Origin of the sequence: Streptomyces lincolnensis (assembly GCF_021173675.1) — a bacterium.
GTDB lineage: Bacteria > Actinomycetota > Actinomycetes > Streptomycetales > Streptomycetaceae > Streptomyces > Streptomyces lincolnensis_B.
Genome location: NZ_JAIHON010000010.1, coordinates 1 through 16,869, shown reverse-complemented (window position 1 = coordinate 16,869; position 16,869 = coordinate 1). Strand labels below are relative to the sequence as shown.

Genomic DNA, 16,869 nt, shown 5'->3' with positions numbered 1-16,869 from the left:
GCCGCGGAGTGAGCCGCCCTGGAGAAGGATGGGATGACCGAACTCTCGAGGCCGCAGCGGTCCCCCACGGCGGGCCCGGAGCCGGGGCCCGTGCCACGAGTCGGCTCACGTCGCAGGACGGGCGTCGGTGTCGTGCTGCTGCCCGCGGCCGGGCTGCTGGTCGCGCTCGGCATGTGGTGGCTGCTCACGTCGGTGCTGGAGCTGATCCACCCGGCCCTCCTGCCTCCGCCGGGTGCCGTGCTCTCGGCGTTCACCGCGACCCCGGTCCGGTTCCTGGAGCACACCGGCGACACCACGCTGGAGACGGTTGTCGGGTTCGTCCTCTCCAGCGTCTGCGGAGTTCTGATCGGACTGTCGCTGGCCGCCTCGCGGGTGCTGGAGCGCATGTTCACGCCGCTGCTGGTCGCCGTCAACGCGGTTCCGAAGATCGCGCTGGGGCCGCTGCTGGTGGGTGCGCTCGGATGGGGGCAGAAGCCGGTCCTGACCATGGTCTTCCTGCTCTGCTTCTTCCCGATCGTGCTGTCCACCGCGACCGGTCTCACCTCGACTCCGGCGGACCTGGCCGAGTTGGTGCGCTCGCTGGACGCCTCGCGCTGGCAGGCGTTCCGGAAGGTACGGTTGCCCGCCGCGCTGCCGCAGATCTTCGTCGGGTTGAAGGTGGCCATGCCTCTCGCCGCGATCGGCGCGGTGATCGGCGAGTTCCAGGCCGGTGAGGCCGGGCTGGGCTATCTGATCGTGCAGGCCGGTGGGGTGGGCGACACCGCCACCGCCTGGGCCGCGATCATCCTGATCGGGTTGATGAGCATCCTTCTCTACTTCGCTCTGGTGTTGCTGGAACGGTTCGCACTGCCCTGGGTCAAGGACACCACCTCACCCGCATGACGTGTGTCCCGTCTCGTTCCTCAGCGAGGTGCCATGCGGATGGCGCCGTCGAGACGGATGACCTCGCCGTTGAGCATGGGGTTCTCGGCGATGTGCCGTACCAGGGCGGCGAACTCGGCCGGGTCGCCGAGGCGCGCGGGGTGGGGCACCTGCCGGGCCAGCCAGTCGCGGGCGCCCTGAGGCAGTCCCGCCATGAGCGGTGTGTCGAACAGACCGGGTGCGATCGAGACCACGCGGATGAGGTGCCGGGCGAGTTCTCGGGCGGCGGGGAGGGTGAGGGCGGCCACCCCGCCCTTGGACGCGGCGTAGGCGGCCTGGCCGATCTGACCGTCGTAGGCGGCCACCGAGGAGGTGGCGACGAGGACGCCGCGCTCGCCGTCCACGGGCTCGGACTCGGCGATGCGCTGGGCGGCGAGCCGGAAGACGTTGAAGGTGCCGACGAGGTTGACGCCGACCACCCGGGCGAAGGCCTCCAGGTCGAGTGGTCCGCCGCGGGAGAGCATGCGGCCGGGCGTCGCGACGCCCGCGCAGCTGACCGCGACGCGCAGCGGGCCGGGTTCGCCCGCCGCGTCCACCGCGGCCCGCACGGTGTCGGGGTCGGTGACGTCGCAGGGGACGAAGCGCACGCGGGGCCCGGCACCGGCGAGTTCCTCGGCGACGGCGGCCCCCGGTGAGGACGGCAGGTCGGCGATGACCACATGGGCGCCGGCCTGCAGCAGCGCGGTGACGGTGGCTCGGCCGAGACCGCTGGCGCCGCCGGTGACCAGGGCGGCTGATCCGGTGAGGTTCATGCCTGGGGCTCCTCGATCGCGCCGCGCAGGACGTGGTGGGAGGGTTCGGCGCCGGCGCGGACGAGGTGGCGGCTGATGACGAGGCGCTGGATCTGGTTGGTGCCCTCGAAGATCTGCATGACCTTGGCCTCGCGCATATAGCGCTCGACGGGGAAGTCCCGGGTGTAGCCCGCGCCGCCGAAGACCTGGACGGCGTCGGTGGTGACCCGCATCGCCGCCTCGGTGGCGACGAGTTTGGCGATGCTGGCCTGACGGGCGTACGGCAGTCCGGCGTCCTTGCGCCGGGCCGCCGCCAGCACGGTGGCCCGGGCGGAGTCGACGGCGGCCTCCATGTCGGCCAGCAGGAACGCCACTCCCTGGTGACCGGCGATCGGCTGTCCGAAGGTCTCGCGCTGTTTCGCGTACGCGAGCGCGTCGTCGAGGGCGCCCTGGGCCAGGCCGACGGCGACGGCCGCGATGCCGAGCCGGCCCGCGTCCAGCCCGGCGAGGGCGATCGGCAGGCCCTGTCCCTCCTCGCCGATACGCCGGCCCTCGGGGACCCGGACGTCGTCGAACCGCACGGTCGCCGTAGCCGATCCGGTCAGCCCCATCTTGCGCTCGGGCGGGTCGGCCGCGAGCCCGGGAGCCTCGGCGGGGACGAGGAAACAGGAGACGCCGCGGTTGCGGTCGACGGAGGTGCGGGCCCTGGAGCGGGCGAACGTCCCGGTGCGGCTCACCGCCTGCTGGCAGGACCTCTTCCTCGACCAGACCCTGCACCAGTACGAGTCGCTGCGTACCCGTGGGGTCGACGTCTCGCTCTCCGTCGGCCCGTGGGCCCACAACGAACTGGGCCAGAAGGGCATGGGGCGTCTGCTCCGCGGCAATCTCGAATGGCTGGAGACCCACCTGGCCGAGGAGGGGCCCGCTCGCCCACGGTCCGCACCTCCCGTCGAGGTGTACGTCACCGGGCAGGGCGTCTGTCGACAGCTGGCCGACTGGCCACCGGCGGCGGCCGAGACCGTCCGCCACCTCCGGTCGGGCGGCAGGCTGGCGGCCGACGAGCCGAGCGGCGGCGCGCCGTCCACGTTCGTCTACGACCCGGCGCACCCCACGCCGACTCTCGGCGGCCCGCTGCTCACCCCCGACGCCGGAGTCAAGGACAACGCCTCCCTGGAGAGCCGCCCCGATGTGCTCACCTTCACCACCGAGCCGCTGAGCGCACCGCTGGAGATCATGGGAACGCCCGTGGTCGAAGTGGCGCACACCAGGAGCAACCCGCACGCGGATGTCTTCGTACGGCTCTGCGACGTCGGCCTCAAAGGCGTCTCACGCAATGTCGCCGAAGGGCTCATCCGCGTGGATCCCACCTCGCCCCTCGACCAGGTGCAGACCGTGCGCGTACGGCTGGACGCCTGCGCACACGAGGTGAAGGCCGGACATCGGATACGTCTGCTGATCGCCGGCGGTTGTCATCCGCGGTACGCACGCAACGAGGGCACCGGTGAACCGCCCGGCACCGGAAGCGAGTTGCGGCCGTGCACGCACACCGTCCACCACGACACCGGCGCGGTGTCCCGCGTGATCCTGCCGACGCCGTCCGGGTGAGGGCCGGGCGCCCGCTTCGCCGCCTCCGGGTCACTCGCCGCCGCGCGCCGGCCGACCTGGCCGTGGACGGCAAGGTCGGCCCGCAGGCCTGGCCCCACCTGCGTCGGCTCCACTGCTGACGTCGATCCGGACCGATACCGGGCTTCAGGCCGCGACGAGTTCCCGCTCGCGGTCCGCAGTCTCGACCTTGGGGTTCTTGTTCGGCAGCGAGAGCCGGACGACCTTGTGCCACGCGGAGAAGACCTGCTTGGGCAGCGGCCCGGTGACGTACTCCAGCTCGTACTTCTCGAACAGCGCGCGCACCTTCACGGCGACCTCGGCGTACCGGTTGCTCGGCAGGTCGGGGAACAGGTGGTGTTCGATCTGGTGCGACAGGTTGCCGGTCATGAAGTGCATGGCCTTGCTGCCGCTGATGTTCGCCGAGCCCATCATCTGGCGCAGATACCACTGGCCGCGCGTCTCGCCCTTGATGGACCGGCGCTCGAAGACCTGGACGCCCTCGGGGAAGTGCCCGCACATGATCACGGAGTGGGACCAGATGTTGCGGACCAGGTTCGCGGTGAACGTGGCGGCGAGCGTGGGGAGGAACGACGGGCCCGACAGCAGCGGGTGGATCACGTAGTCCTTGAGCACCTGCTTGCGGATCTTGCGGCCCACCGCCTTGGCCCGCGCGCGGAACTCCGGGTTCTTGCGGCGGCGCTTGTGCAGGTTCTTGCCGAGCTCCAGGTCGTACGCGGCGATGCCGTACTCGAAGAAGCAGGCGTTGAGGAAGTTCCACAGCGGCTGGCCGAGGTGGAACGGGTGCCACTTCTGGTCCTCGTCGACGCGCATGATGCCGTAGCCGAGGTCGTTGTCCTTGCCGATCACGTTGGTGTACGTGTGGTGCAGCTCGTTGTGCGAGTGCTTCCACTGGTCGGCCGGCGAGACGTGGTCCCACTCCCAGGTGGTGGAGTGGATCTTCGGATCCCGCATCCAGTCCCACTGGCCGTGCAGGATGTTGTGGCCGATCTCCATGTTGTCCATGATCTTCGCCACGGACAGACCGGCGGTGCCGATCAGCCACGCGGGCGGGAAGATCGAGAACAGCAGCACGCCCCTGCTGACGAGTTCGAGGGTGCGCTGCGCGGAGATGACCTTCCGGATGTAGGCGGCGTCCTTCTCACCGCGACTGGCGATCACCTCGTCGCGGATCGCGTCCAGCTCGCGGCCGAGCTCCTCGATCTGCTCCGCGGTCAGGTGGGCGGTGGGGTCGATGGCGGTCAAAGTGCTCCTACCGTTGGATGTCGCAGGGGCCCGCCGCGGCGGACACACAGGTCTGGATGAGGACGCCCGGCTCGGCCTCGGTGATCTCACCGGTGCGCAGGTCGCGGACGGCGCCCGCCTTGAGCGGTGTGACGCAGCCGAAGCAGATGCCCATGCGGCACCCGGAGGGCATGAGGACGCCGGCCTCCTCGCCGACGTCCAGCAACGGCGTGGCGCCGTCCGCGTCGACGGTCTTGCCGGTGGTGCTGAACGTGACCTCGCCGCCGTCACCGGCGGCGACGATGGTGGGGCGGAAGCGTTCGGTGTGCAGGCGCTCGGGGACGCCGTGCTCGGCCCAGTGCTTCTCGGCCGCGTCGAGCAGACCCGCGGGCCCGCAGGCCCAGGTCTCGCGTTCGGCCCAGTCGGGCACGAGCTCCTTGAGACGGGCGATGTCGAGCAGGCCGTCCGTGTCGGTGTGCACCTCGGTGAGCCGCAGCTTCTTCCCCGCGACCAGGTCGTGCAGATCGTTGCGGAAGATCACGTCCTGCGGCTGTGGCGCGGAGTGGACCATGACGACGTCGTCGAACTCGGTGTCGCGCAGCATGCCCATCACGGGCGTGATGCCGCTGCCGGCCGTCAGGTAGAGCACCTTGGCGGGCTTGGCCGGCGGCAGCACGAAGTCACCGGTCGCCTGGTCGAGCTGGATCAGCGTGCCCGGTTTCGCTCTGCGGACCAGGTGGTTGCTGACCTTGCCGTCCGGGATCGCCTTCACGGTGATCGTGAAGCGGCCGTCCCGGCGGTCCGTCGGCGAGGTGAGCGAGTAGGCACGCCACAGGCGCACCCCGTCGACGTCGACCCCGATCCGCACGTACTGGCCGGCCGTGTGGCCGCGCCAGCCCCGTCCCGGCCTGATCACGAGGGTCGCGGCGTCACCCGTCTCGGGGTGCACGGCCTCGATGCGCCCGCGCAGGTCGGCGCCCGCGCGCAGCGGGCTGACCAGGTCGAGGTAATCCGACGGCAGAAGCGGCGTCGTGACCATCTCCAGCAGTTTCCACGCCCTGCTGCGGAGGGCTGCACTCGTCATGCCTCCAGCTTGATGCGCCCCAAGGCGTAAAATCCTGACCGCAGGATGTGAATCTGGTCGACCGAACTGTTCTCAGGGAACAAAACATGAGCCATGCAATCCGCAGGGCCAGCGAATTGGCCCTGGACGAGACGACGGTCACCGCACTGCGCGCCGCGCTGAGGACCACCGCCGACGAAGTCGTCCAGGCGATCATCGACGAGGTCCCCTCCTACGCCAACGCCCTGTCCGGCAGCATGGGCGGCACCATCCGCCGAGCCGTCCGCACCGCGCTGGGACACTACCTGGACCTGGCGAGCGGGAACGCCACGGGCGGCGACGCCGGTGACGCGGCCTACGAGCTGGGCCGCGGCGAGGTCCGGGACGGCCGTTCGATGGACGCCCTGCTCAGTGCCTACCGAGTCGGCGCCCGTGTGGCCTGGCGATGCCTGGCCGCGGGTGCCGTACCCGCGGGTCTGCCCGCCGCCGAGGTCGCCAAGTTCGCCGAGCTGACCTTCGCCTACATCGACGAGCTCTCCGCCGCGAGCGCCGCCGGCCACGCCGACGAACTGGCCGCCCGGGGCCGGGTTCATGAACGCCATCTGGAACAACTGGCCCGCGACCTCCTCGCCGGCGCGAGCCCGGACGTGCTGCTGGCCTCCGCTCAACGGGCCAGGTGGCAGCCCCCGGTGTCGCTGACCGCGGTCCTGCTGCCCGCCGCCCAGGCCCGGCCCGCCTACCGGGCGCTCGACTCGACCACCCTCGTCCTGGACGATCTGCCGGACGCCACCGGTGTGCTGCTCGTCCCCGATGCCGACCGGTCCCATCTGCTGCGGCAGTTGACCGATCGTACGGCCGTGGTCGGCCCGGCCCGGCCATGGACGCGCGCGTCCGCCTCCTACGCCCGGGCCGCCCGCGCGCGCTCCCTCTCCCTCGACATCCGCGACACCGAGGACCACCTGCCCGAGCTGGTGCTGAGCGCCGACGCGGACGCGCTCGCCGACCTGCGTGCCCGAGCCCTCGCACCGTTGCGGACCTTGCCCGACGCGACCGCGCTGCGGTTGGAGGAGACGTTGCGGGCGTGGCTGCTGCACCAGGGCAGGCGGGACGAGGTGGCGGCGACGCTGTTCGTCCATCCCCAGACCGTCCGGTACCGGATGTCCCAGCTGCGGGAGCTGTTTCCCGATCTCGGGTCGCCGCACCGGGTCCTCGAACTGACGCTGGCGGTCGGTCTCCAGGCCGGCTGACACGTTCTGCGGCCCTCCACGGACGCGCGGCGGACATGCAGCCGGGCGACCGGCGGGCCGGCCCGGCACACCGCGCGAGGGATGATGGGGAGGGAATGACGGAACGTGAGGTCAGGAGCTTCCATGGCGAAGCGGGTCCACCGCCCCCGTGAGGACGCGGAGTTCGATTTCATCCTCGGGATGAGCCGGGTTCCGGTCCTCGCGTACTTCACCGGGACATGGCCCAAGGCGATCGAGCCCTGCCGGGTGATGGACCTCGTCGTGAGTGACATCGCCGACGACTACACGGGCCGCCTGACGGCCGTCCGCACCGACATCACCCGTTGCCCGGCCGCAACCGAGCGGTACGGGATCACCGGAGCCCCGTCCTTCGTGCTGCTGAAGGAGGGAGAGGCGGTGGCACACGGCACGGGACCCATGACCACCGCCGAGGTACGGGAGTTCCTGGACGGCCACCTCTGAGCGGCCGCCGCGGCGCCCCCCCTACATGTTGATCATGTGGCCGGCGAGGCCGTGGACGGCTTCCTTGACCGCTTCGCCGAGGGTGGGGTGGGCGTGGACGTTGCGGGCGACCTCGTGGACCGTGAGGTCCCACTGCTGGGCCAGGGTCAGTTCGGGGAGGAGTTCGGTGACGTCGGGGCCGATGAGGTGACCACCGAGGAGTTCGCCGTACTTGGCGTCGCTGATCAGCTTCACGAACCCGCTCGCGTCCCCCAGGCCGTGGGCCTTGGCGTTCGCGGTGAAGGGGAACTTGGCGACCTGGACGTCGTAGCCCTTCTCCCTGGCCTGTGCCTCGGTGTAGCCGAAGCTGGCGATCTGGGGCTGGCAGAAGGTGGAGCGCGGGATCATCACGTAGTCCAGCTCCATGGTCTCCGCGTCCGCGATCGTCTCGGCCGCGACCACGCCCATCGCCTCGGCGGCGTGCGCCAGCATCAGCTTCGCGGTGACGTCGCCGATGGCGTAGATGTGCGGAACCGAGGTGCGGCAGCGGCCGTCGACGTCGATCGCGCCCCGCTCGGTGACCTTCACACCGGTGTTCTCCAGGCCGTAGCCGGTGACGTTCGGCGCGAAACCGATCGCCTGGAGGACCTTGTCCGCCTCCAGGACCTGCTGCGCACCGTCCTTGCCGGTGACCGTGACACGGACCTGCGCGCCCGACTCGTCGATCGACTCGACGCGGGTCGAGGTCAGCACCTGGATCCCCAACTTCCGGTACTGCTTGGCCAGTTCGGCGGAGACCTCGACGTCCTCCAGCGGGGCGATCCGGTCCAGGAACTCCACGATCGTGACCTGCACACCGTAGTTGTGCAGGACATACGCGAACTCGACGCCGATCGCGCCGGCGCCCGCGATGACGATCGACTGCGGGAGGTCCTCGGTGAGGATCTGCTCCTCGAACGTCACCACGCGCGATGTACGGCGGGTGCCGGGCAGCAGCTTGGGGCTCGCCCCGGCGGCGATGACGCAGTGATCGAAGCCGATGGTGCGGGTGTTGCCGTCGTAGTCGGCCACCTGGAGCGTGTGCGGGTCGAGGAAGGTGCCGCGACCGCTGATTTCCGTGATCTTGTTCTTCTTCATCAGGTAGTGGACGCCCTTGACCCGGCCGTCCGCGACCTTCCGGCTGCGGCGGAAGGCCTCCCCGTAGTCGAAGGAGACCTCACCCTCGACCTTGATGCCGAAGGTCTTCGCCTCGCGCGTGAAGATGTGCGCGAGCTCGGCGTTGCGCAGCAGGGCCTTGGTGGGGATACAGCCCACGTTCAGGCAGACGCCGCCCCAGTACTTCTCCTCGACCACCGCGACGCGCTTGCCCAATTGGGCGGCACGGATGGCGGCCACATATCCGCCGGGTCCCGCGCCGAGTACGACGACGTCGAAGTGCTCACCCTGCTCGTCCATGGACGGCTTCCTTTCCACTGGGGCGGCCGGCCCGCGAGGGGCGGACGCACTCCCGATCGAACACTCTGTTCACCAAAAGGCCGGCGACCGTACGGTCCACCACCTCGGCAGCGGCTTCCCGGACGTCGGCTTCAGCGTCGCGGCGCGGTGATCTATGCCCGCTCAGTCATCATCGACGGCGGGCCGACGCCCCGTCGACTTCGTGTACTCCGGCCTCGGCGGCCCCGAGACACAGAGTGTCGAGGCCGAAGGCGGCGACCGGGCCGTGCGCACCGGGCTTGAGAACGGCATCCGGCTGTGCCGCGTGGGCGGCGCCCCACGCCAGGAGGGATCCCGTCATCTCGTACGGATCGGGTCCGGTGAGGGCCGCCGTGGCCAGGGGCCGGCCCTGACTGTCGCGGGCGACCGCGATGACCAGGGATCGGCCGTCGGGGTCCGGCTCGCGCCGCGATCCCGGGAGCCGCTCGGACCACCGCTCCAGGGCGGCCCGCACCTTCGCCGAGCGCAACAAGGGTGCCTGGATCGTGGCGGCGATCTGCACCGGGCGCGTCCACCGTCCGAACCACCCGAGGCCCACCTCGACACTCTCCAACTGGGGGAAGGCCTCCGGCAGTCCGAGATGCTCCGTGCCCGGGACGGTCATGGCCGCACGTTTCACGTCGCCGTAATGGAAGGTACGCACCCGTTTGCCGACGCGTTCGTCGACCACACGGGCGGTGGCCCAGGGACGCGGGCTGCGGTAGGCGAACCCGTCCTCGGCCGCCGCAGCGACCAGCGTCCGACGTGTGCCTGGCGTGGTCAGGGTGTACGCGTCGCGCAGGGAACTGCGGTAGCGCAGTTCGTCCCCGTGTCCGGAACGCGTGATGAAGTAGCCGGTCTCCACGTGGCGCGCCCGCTCGCCCGCCCGCGTCAGGGCAAGTGCGCCGGCGAGGTTGCCCGGCACGTAGTCGTAGCCGAACGCGGGCACGAGGCTCGCTCCCCGGGCGGTGGCGACGGAGTCCAGTTCAAGGAGGACACGGCGGGCGAAGGCCCCCTCCCCCGTGGAGTCGAGGTAGTGCGCCCCCGCCCGCGCGGCAGCCGTGACCGCCGCCGTACCGAGCCGCATGAACGGCCCGATCGTGGAGACGACGACATCGCCGGAGTCCAGGAGGCGCGTGAGGTCGGCCGTCGAGGTGACGTCGACCTCGGCCACCGGTAGATCCGCCTCGAAGCGGTCGGCCAGGGTCAGCATCCTGGTCCGGCTCCGCCCGACCAAGGTCGGCTTCTCCCCTCGTGCGAGCAGTTCCCGGAGGACACGCTGCCCGGTGTATCCCGTCGCACCCAGCAACACGACCCTGCGCTTTTCCACGGCTCCGCCTGCCTTCCGGAGGGCATCGTCACGACAACCATCGACTGACCGTGAGTCATTCACTGACCTCGGGTCATTGAATATACGATGGTGCGCGTGCGAGGGCCAAACCGACGTCAGATGTATGCGGAGCAGACCCGGGCGGACCTGGTGACGGCCGCGCGCCGGCTGTTCGTGAAGAACGGGTTCGCGGACACGTCGGTCGAGGCCATCACCGGGGCGGCGGGGGTGAGCAAGGGCACCTTCTACAGCCACTTCCCGGACAAGAAGGCGATGTTCGCCGAGCTCTACACCGAACTGCTTCAGCAGGTCGGCGCCCTGGGCGACGCGACGTCCGAGGCAATCCGCGCGACCGGGCCGGACCGACCCGCCATGACCGCGGTGGCCGACCTCACGCACGCCTTCCTGCGGCGGACCATCGACGACCCCCTGCACCGGGAGTTGTTCTCCCAGGCACCCTCGGTCCTCGGAAAGCAGTACCGGCACATGAACGACACCGTCGCCCAGCCCCCGATCGAAGGGCTGCTGACCGTTCTGGCCGAACGCGGTGAACTGCAACCGGACGTTCCCGTCGCCACGGTCGCCCGGCTGCTGCTGGCCGGCCTGTGCGAGGGCAACCAGATCATCGCCGCCGCGACAGACCGGGAGGACGCCCTGAACAGGACCCTCCGTGCGATCACCCTGCTGATGTCGGGCCTGGCGGCCGACAGCAGCAGTGCCCGCAGCTGATCCGCCCTCCCCGAGACCTCACCCGAGGAACCCGCGCTGAACGGCCCTTCCGCCGGCCAGGAAAGGCCGCAGGTGCGCCAGCATCGCCGCCGGCTGCTCCTCCGGGATGAAATGGCCGCACTCCGGGATCTCGGCACCGGTGACGTTGTCCGCGTACTCGCGCCAGATTTCCAGCGTCGGCAGGCGGGAGGGCAGCCCCACGGAACCCCACAGCGCCAGGACCGGCATCGTGAGACGACGACCCTCCGCGGCGTCGACGTCGTCGAGGGCGACGTCCTGCTCCATGGCGCGGTAGTCGTCGAAACTCGCGCGCAGGGCACCCGGACGGGAGAACGCCCGGACGTAGGCGTCGACCGCTTCGGGTGTCAGTCCGTGGCGGTTGCAGGTCCAGCGCTCGAAGAAGTACTCGAGATACCCGCGGACGTCGCGTCCCACGAGGCGCTCCGGCAGGTCGGGCTGCATCTGGAACAGCCAGTGCCAGTACCCGGAGGCGAGGGAGGCGTCCAGGCGACGGAACATCTCCCGGGTGGGCACGATGTCGAGTACGGCCAACCGCTCCACCTGCTCGGGGCGATCCAGCGCCCAGCGGTGGGCCACACGGGCGCCGCGGTCGTGCCCCACGACCGCGGCCTTCTCGAAGCCGAGCGCTTCGACGAGACCGGCGATGTCGGCGGCCATCCGCCGCTTGTCGTAACCGGTCGTGGGCTTGTCACTCAGGCCGTAGCCGCGCAGGTCGGGCGCCACGACAGTGTGGTCGGCCGCCAGATCCGCCAGCACCGGCCGCCAGCAGTCGGAGGTCTGCGGCCAGCCGTGGAGCAGCACGAGCAGGGGGCCCGATCCCGCCCGGACGTAGTGCAGGCGGACCCCGTCCACCTGCGCCACTCCGGTCGTCGCTGTCGACTGTCCCATCGATGCGCCTCCCCGGCACGACATGACTAACCGTCTTAGACGGTTAAGCTAACGTGCAGAATGGAGGCGTGGCAACGGACGACATGTGGATCTGGGACGGCGGGCGGGTCTGCCTGGACTTCACCAACACCCTCCGCCACCGGTGGCGGACCTCGCCACAGGAGACTCTCCGGGACCCGGCCGACCTGGCTCTCTGGCTTCAGCGGGCCGGCCTGCTCACCCCGGACGTCCCGGACCCCGGCGCTGCCGCCGTCCTGCCATCGGGCCGACGACTGCGCGAGACGGTCGACCGGGCCGTACTCGCGGTCGCCGCCAACCGGCTGCCCCTGTCCGGGGACATCACCCTCCTCAACCGATCAGCGGCGCGGGCTCCTCGGCCCGCCCTGCAGATCGCCGTCACGGACGGGCGCCTGGAGCCCGCCGGCACCACGAGCATCGCCACCGATGCCTCGGCCGCTCTGGCACTGATCGCCCAGGACGCCGTCGACCTGCTCCTGTCCGCCGAGATCCGGCGGGTACGCGTCTGCGGCGCGGACGAATGCGCCCTGCGCTTCCTGGACCGCTCCCCCGCCCGCAACCGCCGCTGGTGCTCCATGTCCCGCTGCGGCAACCGCACGAAGGTCCGCCTCCACCAGGCCCGGGCCAGACGAAGTGAGCACACTGACTGAGCCCCAAAAGCTCCCCGCAGCACCGCGCTCGGTTCACTCGGCGGGCCTGAGACGAAAGGCCGGGCCGGGGATGCTCTCGATGTCCACCGGCTCTACGGCGTGGCCCCGGTCGCAGCGGATCCGGGCGTCGACGTGCGCGCCGCACCCACGGTGCCGGGACACCATGGCCGGGCCCTCCGGGTCGGCACGGTAGCGGTCGCCCCACTGCAGGAGCCCCATCACGGCCGGGATCAGATCCATCCCCTTGGGGGTGATCACGTACTTCGGCCGGCTCCGTGCACCCGGCTCCTTGTAGGTCTCGACGGCCAGGATCCCTTCCTCCACAAGCATCCGGAGTCTCGCCGCGAGGAGATTGCGAGGACAGCCGAGGACGCGTTCGAACTCGCCGAAACGGGACGAGCCGTAATAGACCTCGCGCAGGATCAGGATCGTCCACTTCTCCCCCACGACCTCGAGGGTCCGGGCGATCGAGCAGTTCGACGCGTCCCGGTCGAGACGGAGGTCCACGCCGGCGTCCTGCAGAGCTTCGGCCGTTGCATCCATGGGGTGATTCCAACCTCATCTGAGTTTACTTTCCTATACTCAGAGTGTAGCGTCACGGGCAACGAATCAACCCTCGGAAAGGCAACCGGCATGAAGGCGTTCGTCGTCGAGAAGTACGGCAAGGACGGCGTCCGCGCCGCAGAAGTAGCCGAGCCCACCGTCGGAGACCGCGACGTCCTGGTCAGAGTGGGCGCCGCCAGCGTCAACCCGCTGGACAAGATGGTCCGCAACGGGGAGTTCAAGCAGCTCCTGAAGTACAAGCGCCCGTTCGTGCTCGGTCACGACGTGGCCGGCGTCGTGACGCGGGTCGGTTCCGCCGTACGCGGCTTCGAGGTCGGCGACGAGGTCTACGCCCGCCCGCGCGACCTGCGGATCGGCGGCTTCGCGGAGTACATCGCGATCGACGCGGACGATGTCGCCCCCAAGCCGGCCTCACTCTCCCTGGAGGAGGCGGCCGCGGTGCCGCTGGTGGCCCTGACCGCCTGGCAGATCCTCGTCGAGCGCGCGCACGTGCAGCCGGGGCAGAAGGTGCTCGTCCACGCCGGAGCCGGCGGCCTCGGGTCGACGGTCATTCAGCTCGCCAAGCACCTCGGCGCCACGGTGGCGACGACCGCGAACACCAGGTCCGAGGAGTTGGTCAGGAGCCTCGGCGCCGACGTCGTCGTCGACTACACCAAGGAAGACTTCTCCCAGGTGCTCTCGGGCTACGACCTGGTGCTGGACTCCCTGGGCGGGGCGAACCTCGAGAAGTCACTGACCGTACTGAAGCCCGGCGGCCTGGCCATCAGTGTCGTCGGCCCGCCCGACGCCGGTTTCGCCGAGCAGCTCGGCGCCCCCTCCGTCCTGGGCCTGGTCATGAACACCCTCAGCCGCAAGATCCGCAAGCAGGCCAAGGCGCTGGGCGTGCGCTACCAGTTCCTCTTCATGCAGGCCAACGGCTCCCAGCTGCGCGAGCTCGGCGCACTCTACGACAGCGGGAAGCTCCGCCCGGTCATCGACAGCACCTTCCCCTTCGACCAGACGCTCGAAGCGACGGCATACGTCGAGCAGGGCCGCACCAAGGCCGGCAAGGTCGTGGTCTCCATCGCGCCCGACACCGACTGAGACGCGGCCGACAACGGCCCCTCCGTTCCGACTCGCCCGCGGCACAGCGCGGCGCGCGGCTGTGGACGCCCGCGCAAGCTGTGCCCTGCCGCCCCAGATCCCGGGAGCGATCTGCAGGTCTGGACGAGGCGGACTCCAGGGGGCGAGGCCGCCCTCGCGGATCAGGCACGGCTCGTCACCTCGTCACCCCGTCCCCGCGGACCTGGCTGTCGTGGCCATCACGTGCCCCAACTCGCCGTCGACGCCCCGGACTCCAGGTCGACCTCATCACCGCGACACGGCGGCTCGCCCCGCGCCGTCCGGTTTCGATCTCGCTCTCACCATCGGCGTTCCCTCCAGCAGCCGCCTGTCCATTTCCGACCTCGTCCTACTGAGTTTATTTTTCTATACTCAGCGAGTAGCGTCAGGCCCACCACGTAGACCCGGCTGCCGCGGCACCCCGCACGGCACCCACCCGAGAAGGAGCACGACCATGGGAGTAAGCCCAGAGGCCCACCAGTTCGCGGAGTTCCTCGCGAGCGTGAGCGCGAAGTCGTCGACACCCGGCCTCGACCTGGCCGTCATCCGCGACATCGTCGACTCCAACCACAAGGCGTCGACCGAGCCGGAAGGCGTCACGTACGCCGAGGTGGACGCGGGCGGCGTCCCCGCCCTCTGGGCCATCCCCGAGGGCGCCGACCCCGACCGCGCGCTGCTGCACTTCCACTTCGGCGGGTCCGTCACGGCCTCCATGCACTCCGACCGCAAGGCCGCGGGCCACATCGCGAAGGCGGCCGGCGCCCGCTCGCTGGTCGTGGACTTCCGCCTGGCCCCCGAACACCCCTATCCGGCGCAGCTCGACGACGCCGAGGCCGCCTACCGGTGGCTGCTCTCCCAGGGGTACGAGCCCCGGAACATCGGCAGCACGGGCCACTCGATCGGCGGCACGCTCGCCGTGATGCTGCCGCTGCGCCTGATCGCCAAGGGCGAGGCCACGCCCGGTGCGATCGTCAGCGTCTCTCCCTGGACCGACCTCACGCTCCGGAACCCTGCGGTGGACGCCAACGAGACGAACGACAAGATGCTCAGCCGGGGCACGCTGGAACTCTTCCGAGGAGCCTGGCTGCAGGACCCCGCCGTGGACTTCACCGACCCGCGGATCAGCCTCGTGCACGCCGACCTGACCGGCCTGCCGCCCACGCTCGTCCACTACGGCGAGTACGAGACCCTCGCCGACGACGGCGCCGAACTCGGCCGACGCCTCGCGGACTTCAAGGTCACCACCGAGACCCACGCGATGCCCGAAGGGCAGCACTCGTTCGTCCTGGGCGCCGGCCGCGTACCCGAGGTGGACCAGGCCATCGGGCAGATGGGCCAGTGGCTGCGCAAACACCTCGGCGCGTGAGCGGGAGCGGCGCGTGAGCGGAAGCGGCGCCTGACATCAGGCCTGCCCGCCAGGCCGCCGCACCACCTCGATACCGGTGACCGGTCCGCCGGTCCGCCGGTCCGCCGGTCCGCGGCACCCTGCTCGACCATGCCGGGCGCACCATGCGGTACTTGTGTCCGACACCGTTCCGCACGGAGCAACACGACCGTCCCTTGATGCCACAAAGGAGTGCGCGCGATGGGAACGTACGAGGATGTCTTCCGCGCCAGCACCGAAGACCCGGAGAGCTTCTGGCTGAAGGCGGCCGAGGCCATCGACTGGGATGTCCCTCCGCGACGCGCCCTGGACTCCTCGGGCGCACCGTTCCACCGCTGGTTTCCCGACGGTCGGCTGAACGTCTGCTTCAACGCGCTCGACCGGCACGTCGAAGCCGGCCGCGGCGAACAGCCCGCGCTCGTCTACGACTCACCCGTCACCGACACCCGGCGCACCTACACCTACGCGCAGTTGAGGGACGAGGTGGCGGCCTTCGCCGGAGCGCTCGCGGGGCTCGGCGTGGGCCACGGCGACCGGGTGGTGATCTATATGCCGATGGTCCCCGAAGCGGCTGTCGCGATGCTGGCCTGCGCACGGATCGGCGCGGTCCACTCGGTCGTCTTCGGCGGGTTCGCCCCGCGCGAACTCGCCCTGCGCATCGACGACGCGGCCCCCAAGGTCGTGGTCTCCGCCTCCTGCGGCATCGAGGGCAAGCGGGTCATCGCCTACAAGCCCCTGCTCGACCGGGCGATCGAACTCGCCGTCCACAAACCGCAGAAGAGCGTGATCCTGCAACGCCCGCAGGAAACAGCCGGGTTGGGGCCCGACGATCTCGACTGGGCGGATCTGGTCGCCGCCGCGTCCCCGGCCGACTGCGTTCCCGTGCCCGCCACCGATCCCCTCTACATCCTCTACACGTCCGGAACGACCGGAAAACCCAAGGGAGTCGTGCGGGACTGCGGCGGTTACGCGGTTGCCCTGCACTGGTCGATGGGCGCCGTCTACGACGTGGGCCCGGGCGAGACCATGTTCACCGGCTCCGACGTCGGCTGGGTCGTCGGGCACTCCTACATCGTCTACGCGCCCCTGTTGGCCGGAGCCACGACCGTCCTGTACGAGGGCAAGCCGGTCGGCACTCCGGACGCGGGCCAGTTCTGGCGCGTGGCCGCCGAGCACCGGGTCAAGACCCTGTTCACGGCGCCCACCGCCTTCCGGGCCATCCGCAAGGAGGACCCGCGGGGAACGCTCACCGCGGATCACGACCTGAGCGGCCTGCGCCACCTGTTCCTCGCCGGTGAGCGCCTCGACCCCGAGACCTATCACTGGGCGAGCGACCTGCTGGGCATCCCGGTGATCGACCACTGGTGGCAGACCGAGACCGGCTGGCCCATCGTCGCCAACCCGGTGGGCATCGAGACCGCTCCCCTCAAGCCCGGCTCCCCCACCCTCCCGCTGCCCGGA

16 protein-coding genes and 1 pseudogene are annotated in these 16,869 nt (G+C 70.4%); 9 read left to right on the top strand and 8 right to left on the bottom strand.

Annotated features, from left to right (window positions below; all coding sequences use genetic code 11):
- Nucleotides 1–33: 33 nt before the first annotated feature.
- Complete coding sequence (locus tag K4B79_RS29055) at nucleotides 34–882, top strand: ABC transporter permease (protein ID WP_232029916.1); 849 nt, start codon at nucleotides 34–36, stop codon at nucleotides 880–882.
- Between the two features lie 20 nt (nucleotides 883–902).
- Here K4B79_RS29055 and K4B79_RS29050 read toward each other — a convergent pair whose 3' ends face one another.
- Both K4B79_RS29050 and K4B79_RS29045 read right to left on the bottom strand, forming a co-directional pair.
- The gene (locus K4B79_RS29050) at nucleotides 903–1,673 is read right to left on the bottom strand and encodes an SDR family NAD(P)-dependent oxidoreductase (protein WP_232029915.1); all 771 of its coding nucleotides are present in this window, start codon (nucleotides 1,671–1,673) and stop codon (nucleotides 903–905) included.
- Nucleotides 1,670–2,356: pseudogene (locus K4B79_RS29045) on the bottom strand (acyl-CoA dehydrogenase family protein); the annotation flags it as partial. The pseudogene K4B79_RS29045 and the gene K4B79_RS29050, both read right to left, overlap by 4 nt.
- On the opposite strand from K4B79_RS29045, the gene K4B79_RS29040 reads away from it, so the two are divergent.
- Nucleotides 2,349–3,257 carry a CocE/NonD family hydrolase gene (locus K4B79_RS29040; RefSeq protein ID WP_232030519.1) on the top strand — a complete coding sequence of 303 codons (909 nt, stop codon included), beginning with the start codon at nucleotides 2,349–2,351 and terminating at the stop codon, nucleotides 3,255–3,257. The pseudogene K4B79_RS29045 and the gene K4B79_RS29040 overlap by 8 nt on opposite strands.
- Nucleotides 3,258–3,401: 144 nt before the next feature.
- On the opposite strand, the gene K4B79_RS29035 is transcribed toward K4B79_RS29040, so the two are convergent.
- Together K4B79_RS29035 and K4B79_RS29030 are read right to left on the bottom strand one after the other, a co-directional pair.
- Nucleotides 3,402–4,520, bottom strand: a complete 1,119-nt coding sequence (locus K4B79_RS29035; protein ID WP_232029914.1) for a fatty acid desaturase family protein — start codon at nucleotides 4,518–4,520, stop codon at nucleotides 3,402–3,404.
- 7 nt (nucleotides 4,521–4,527) lie between these two features.
- Entirely contained in the window at nucleotides 4,528–5,583 is a 1,056-nt protein-coding gene (locus K4B79_RS29030; protein WP_232029913.1) for a ferredoxin reductase, read from the bottom strand.
- A gap of 86 nt (nucleotides 5,584–5,669) precedes the next feature.
- Between K4B79_RS29030 and K4B79_RS29025 the strand changes: the two genes are divergently transcribed.
- Together K4B79_RS29025 and K4B79_RS29020 are read left to right on the top strand one after the other, a co-directional pair.
- Nucleotides 5,670–6,809: a helix-turn-helix domain-containing protein gene (locus K4B79_RS29025; RefSeq protein ID WP_232029912.1), complete on the top strand. Its 1,140-nt coding sequence runs from the start codon at nucleotides 5,670–5,672 to the stop codon at nucleotides 6,807–6,809.
- Between the two features lie 123 nt (nucleotides 6,810–6,932).
- The gene (locus K4B79_RS29020; protein ID WP_232029911.1) at nucleotides 6,933–7,271 is read left to right on the top strand and encodes a thioredoxin family protein; all 339 of its coding nucleotides are present in this window, start codon (nucleotides 6,933–6,935) and stop codon (nucleotides 7,269–7,271) included.
- A 21-nt stretch (nucleotides 7,272–7,292) separates the two neighbouring features.
- Here the strand turns inward: K4B79_RS29020 and lpdA are convergent, their stop codons facing one another.
- Together lpdA and K4B79_RS29010 are read right to left on the bottom strand one after the other, a co-directional pair.
- The gene (gene lpdA / locus K4B79_RS29015; protein ID WP_232029910.1) at nucleotides 7,293–8,705 is read right to left on the bottom strand and encodes a dihydrolipoyl dehydrogenase; all 1,413 of its coding nucleotides are present in this window, start codon (nucleotides 8,703–8,705) and stop codon (nucleotides 7,293–7,295) included.
- Between the two features lie 169 nt (nucleotides 8,706–8,874).
- A complete protein-coding gene (locus K4B79_RS29010; protein ID WP_232030518.1) occupies nucleotides 8,875–10,035 on the bottom strand; it encodes a saccharopine dehydrogenase NADP-binding domain-containing protein in 1,161 nt (386 codons plus the stop codon).
- A 114-nt stretch (nucleotides 10,036–10,149) separates the two neighbouring features.
- Here K4B79_RS29010 and K4B79_RS29005 point away from each other — a divergent pair, with 114 nt between their 5' ends.
- Nucleotides 10,150–10,782 (top strand): TetR/AcrR family transcriptional regulator, encoded by a 633-nt coding sequence (locus K4B79_RS29005; RefSeq protein ID WP_232029909.1) that lies wholly within the window; start codon nucleotides 10,150–10,152, stop codon nucleotides 10,780–10,782.
- Nucleotides 10,783–10,800: 18 nt separating this feature from the next.
- Here K4B79_RS29005 and K4B79_RS29000 read toward each other — a convergent pair whose 3' ends face one another.
- A complete protein-coding gene (locus tag K4B79_RS29000) occupies nucleotides 10,801–11,691 on the bottom strand; it encodes an alpha/beta fold hydrolase (RefSeq protein ID WP_232029908.1) in 891 nt (296 codons plus the stop codon).
- Nucleotides 11,692–11,759: 68 nt separating this feature from the next.
- Between K4B79_RS29000 and K4B79_RS28995 the strand changes: the two genes are divergently transcribed.
- The gene (locus K4B79_RS28995) at nucleotides 11,760–12,359 is read left to right on the top strand and encodes a CGNR zinc finger domain-containing protein (protein ID WP_232029907.1); all 600 of its coding nucleotides are present in this window, start codon (nucleotides 11,760–11,762) and stop codon (nucleotides 12,357–12,359) included.
- A gap of 33 nt (nucleotides 12,360–12,392) precedes the next feature.
- Here K4B79_RS28995 and K4B79_RS28990 read toward each other — a convergent pair whose 3' ends face one another.
- Nucleotides 12,393–12,866: a winged helix-turn-helix transcriptional regulator gene (locus K4B79_RS28990; protein WP_232029906.1), complete on the bottom strand. Its 474-nt coding sequence runs from the start codon at nucleotides 12,864–12,866 to the stop codon at nucleotides 12,393–12,395.
- Between the two features lie 126 nt (nucleotides 12,867–12,992).
- Between K4B79_RS28990 and K4B79_RS28985 the strand changes: the two genes are divergently transcribed.
- The 3 genes from K4B79_RS28985 to K4B79_RS28975 all read left to right on the top strand — a co-directional run.
- Nucleotides 12,993–14,006 carry an NADP-dependent oxidoreductase gene (locus tag K4B79_RS28985; protein WP_232029905.1) on the top strand — a complete coding sequence of 338 codons (1,014 nt, stop codon included), beginning with the start codon at nucleotides 12,993–12,995 and terminating at the stop codon, nucleotides 14,004–14,006.
- Between the two features lie 472 nt (nucleotides 14,007–14,478).
- Nucleotides 14,479–15,390: an alpha/beta hydrolase gene (locus tag K4B79_RS28980; RefSeq protein WP_232029904.1), complete on the top strand. Its 912-nt coding sequence runs from the start codon at nucleotides 14,479–14,481 to the stop codon at nucleotides 15,388–15,390.
- Between the two features lie 219 nt (nucleotides 15,391–15,609).
- On the top strand, nucleotides 15,610–16,869 hold a 1,260-nt coding region (locus K4B79_RS28975; RefSeq protein ID WP_232029903.1), incomplete at its 3' end, for an AMP-binding protein.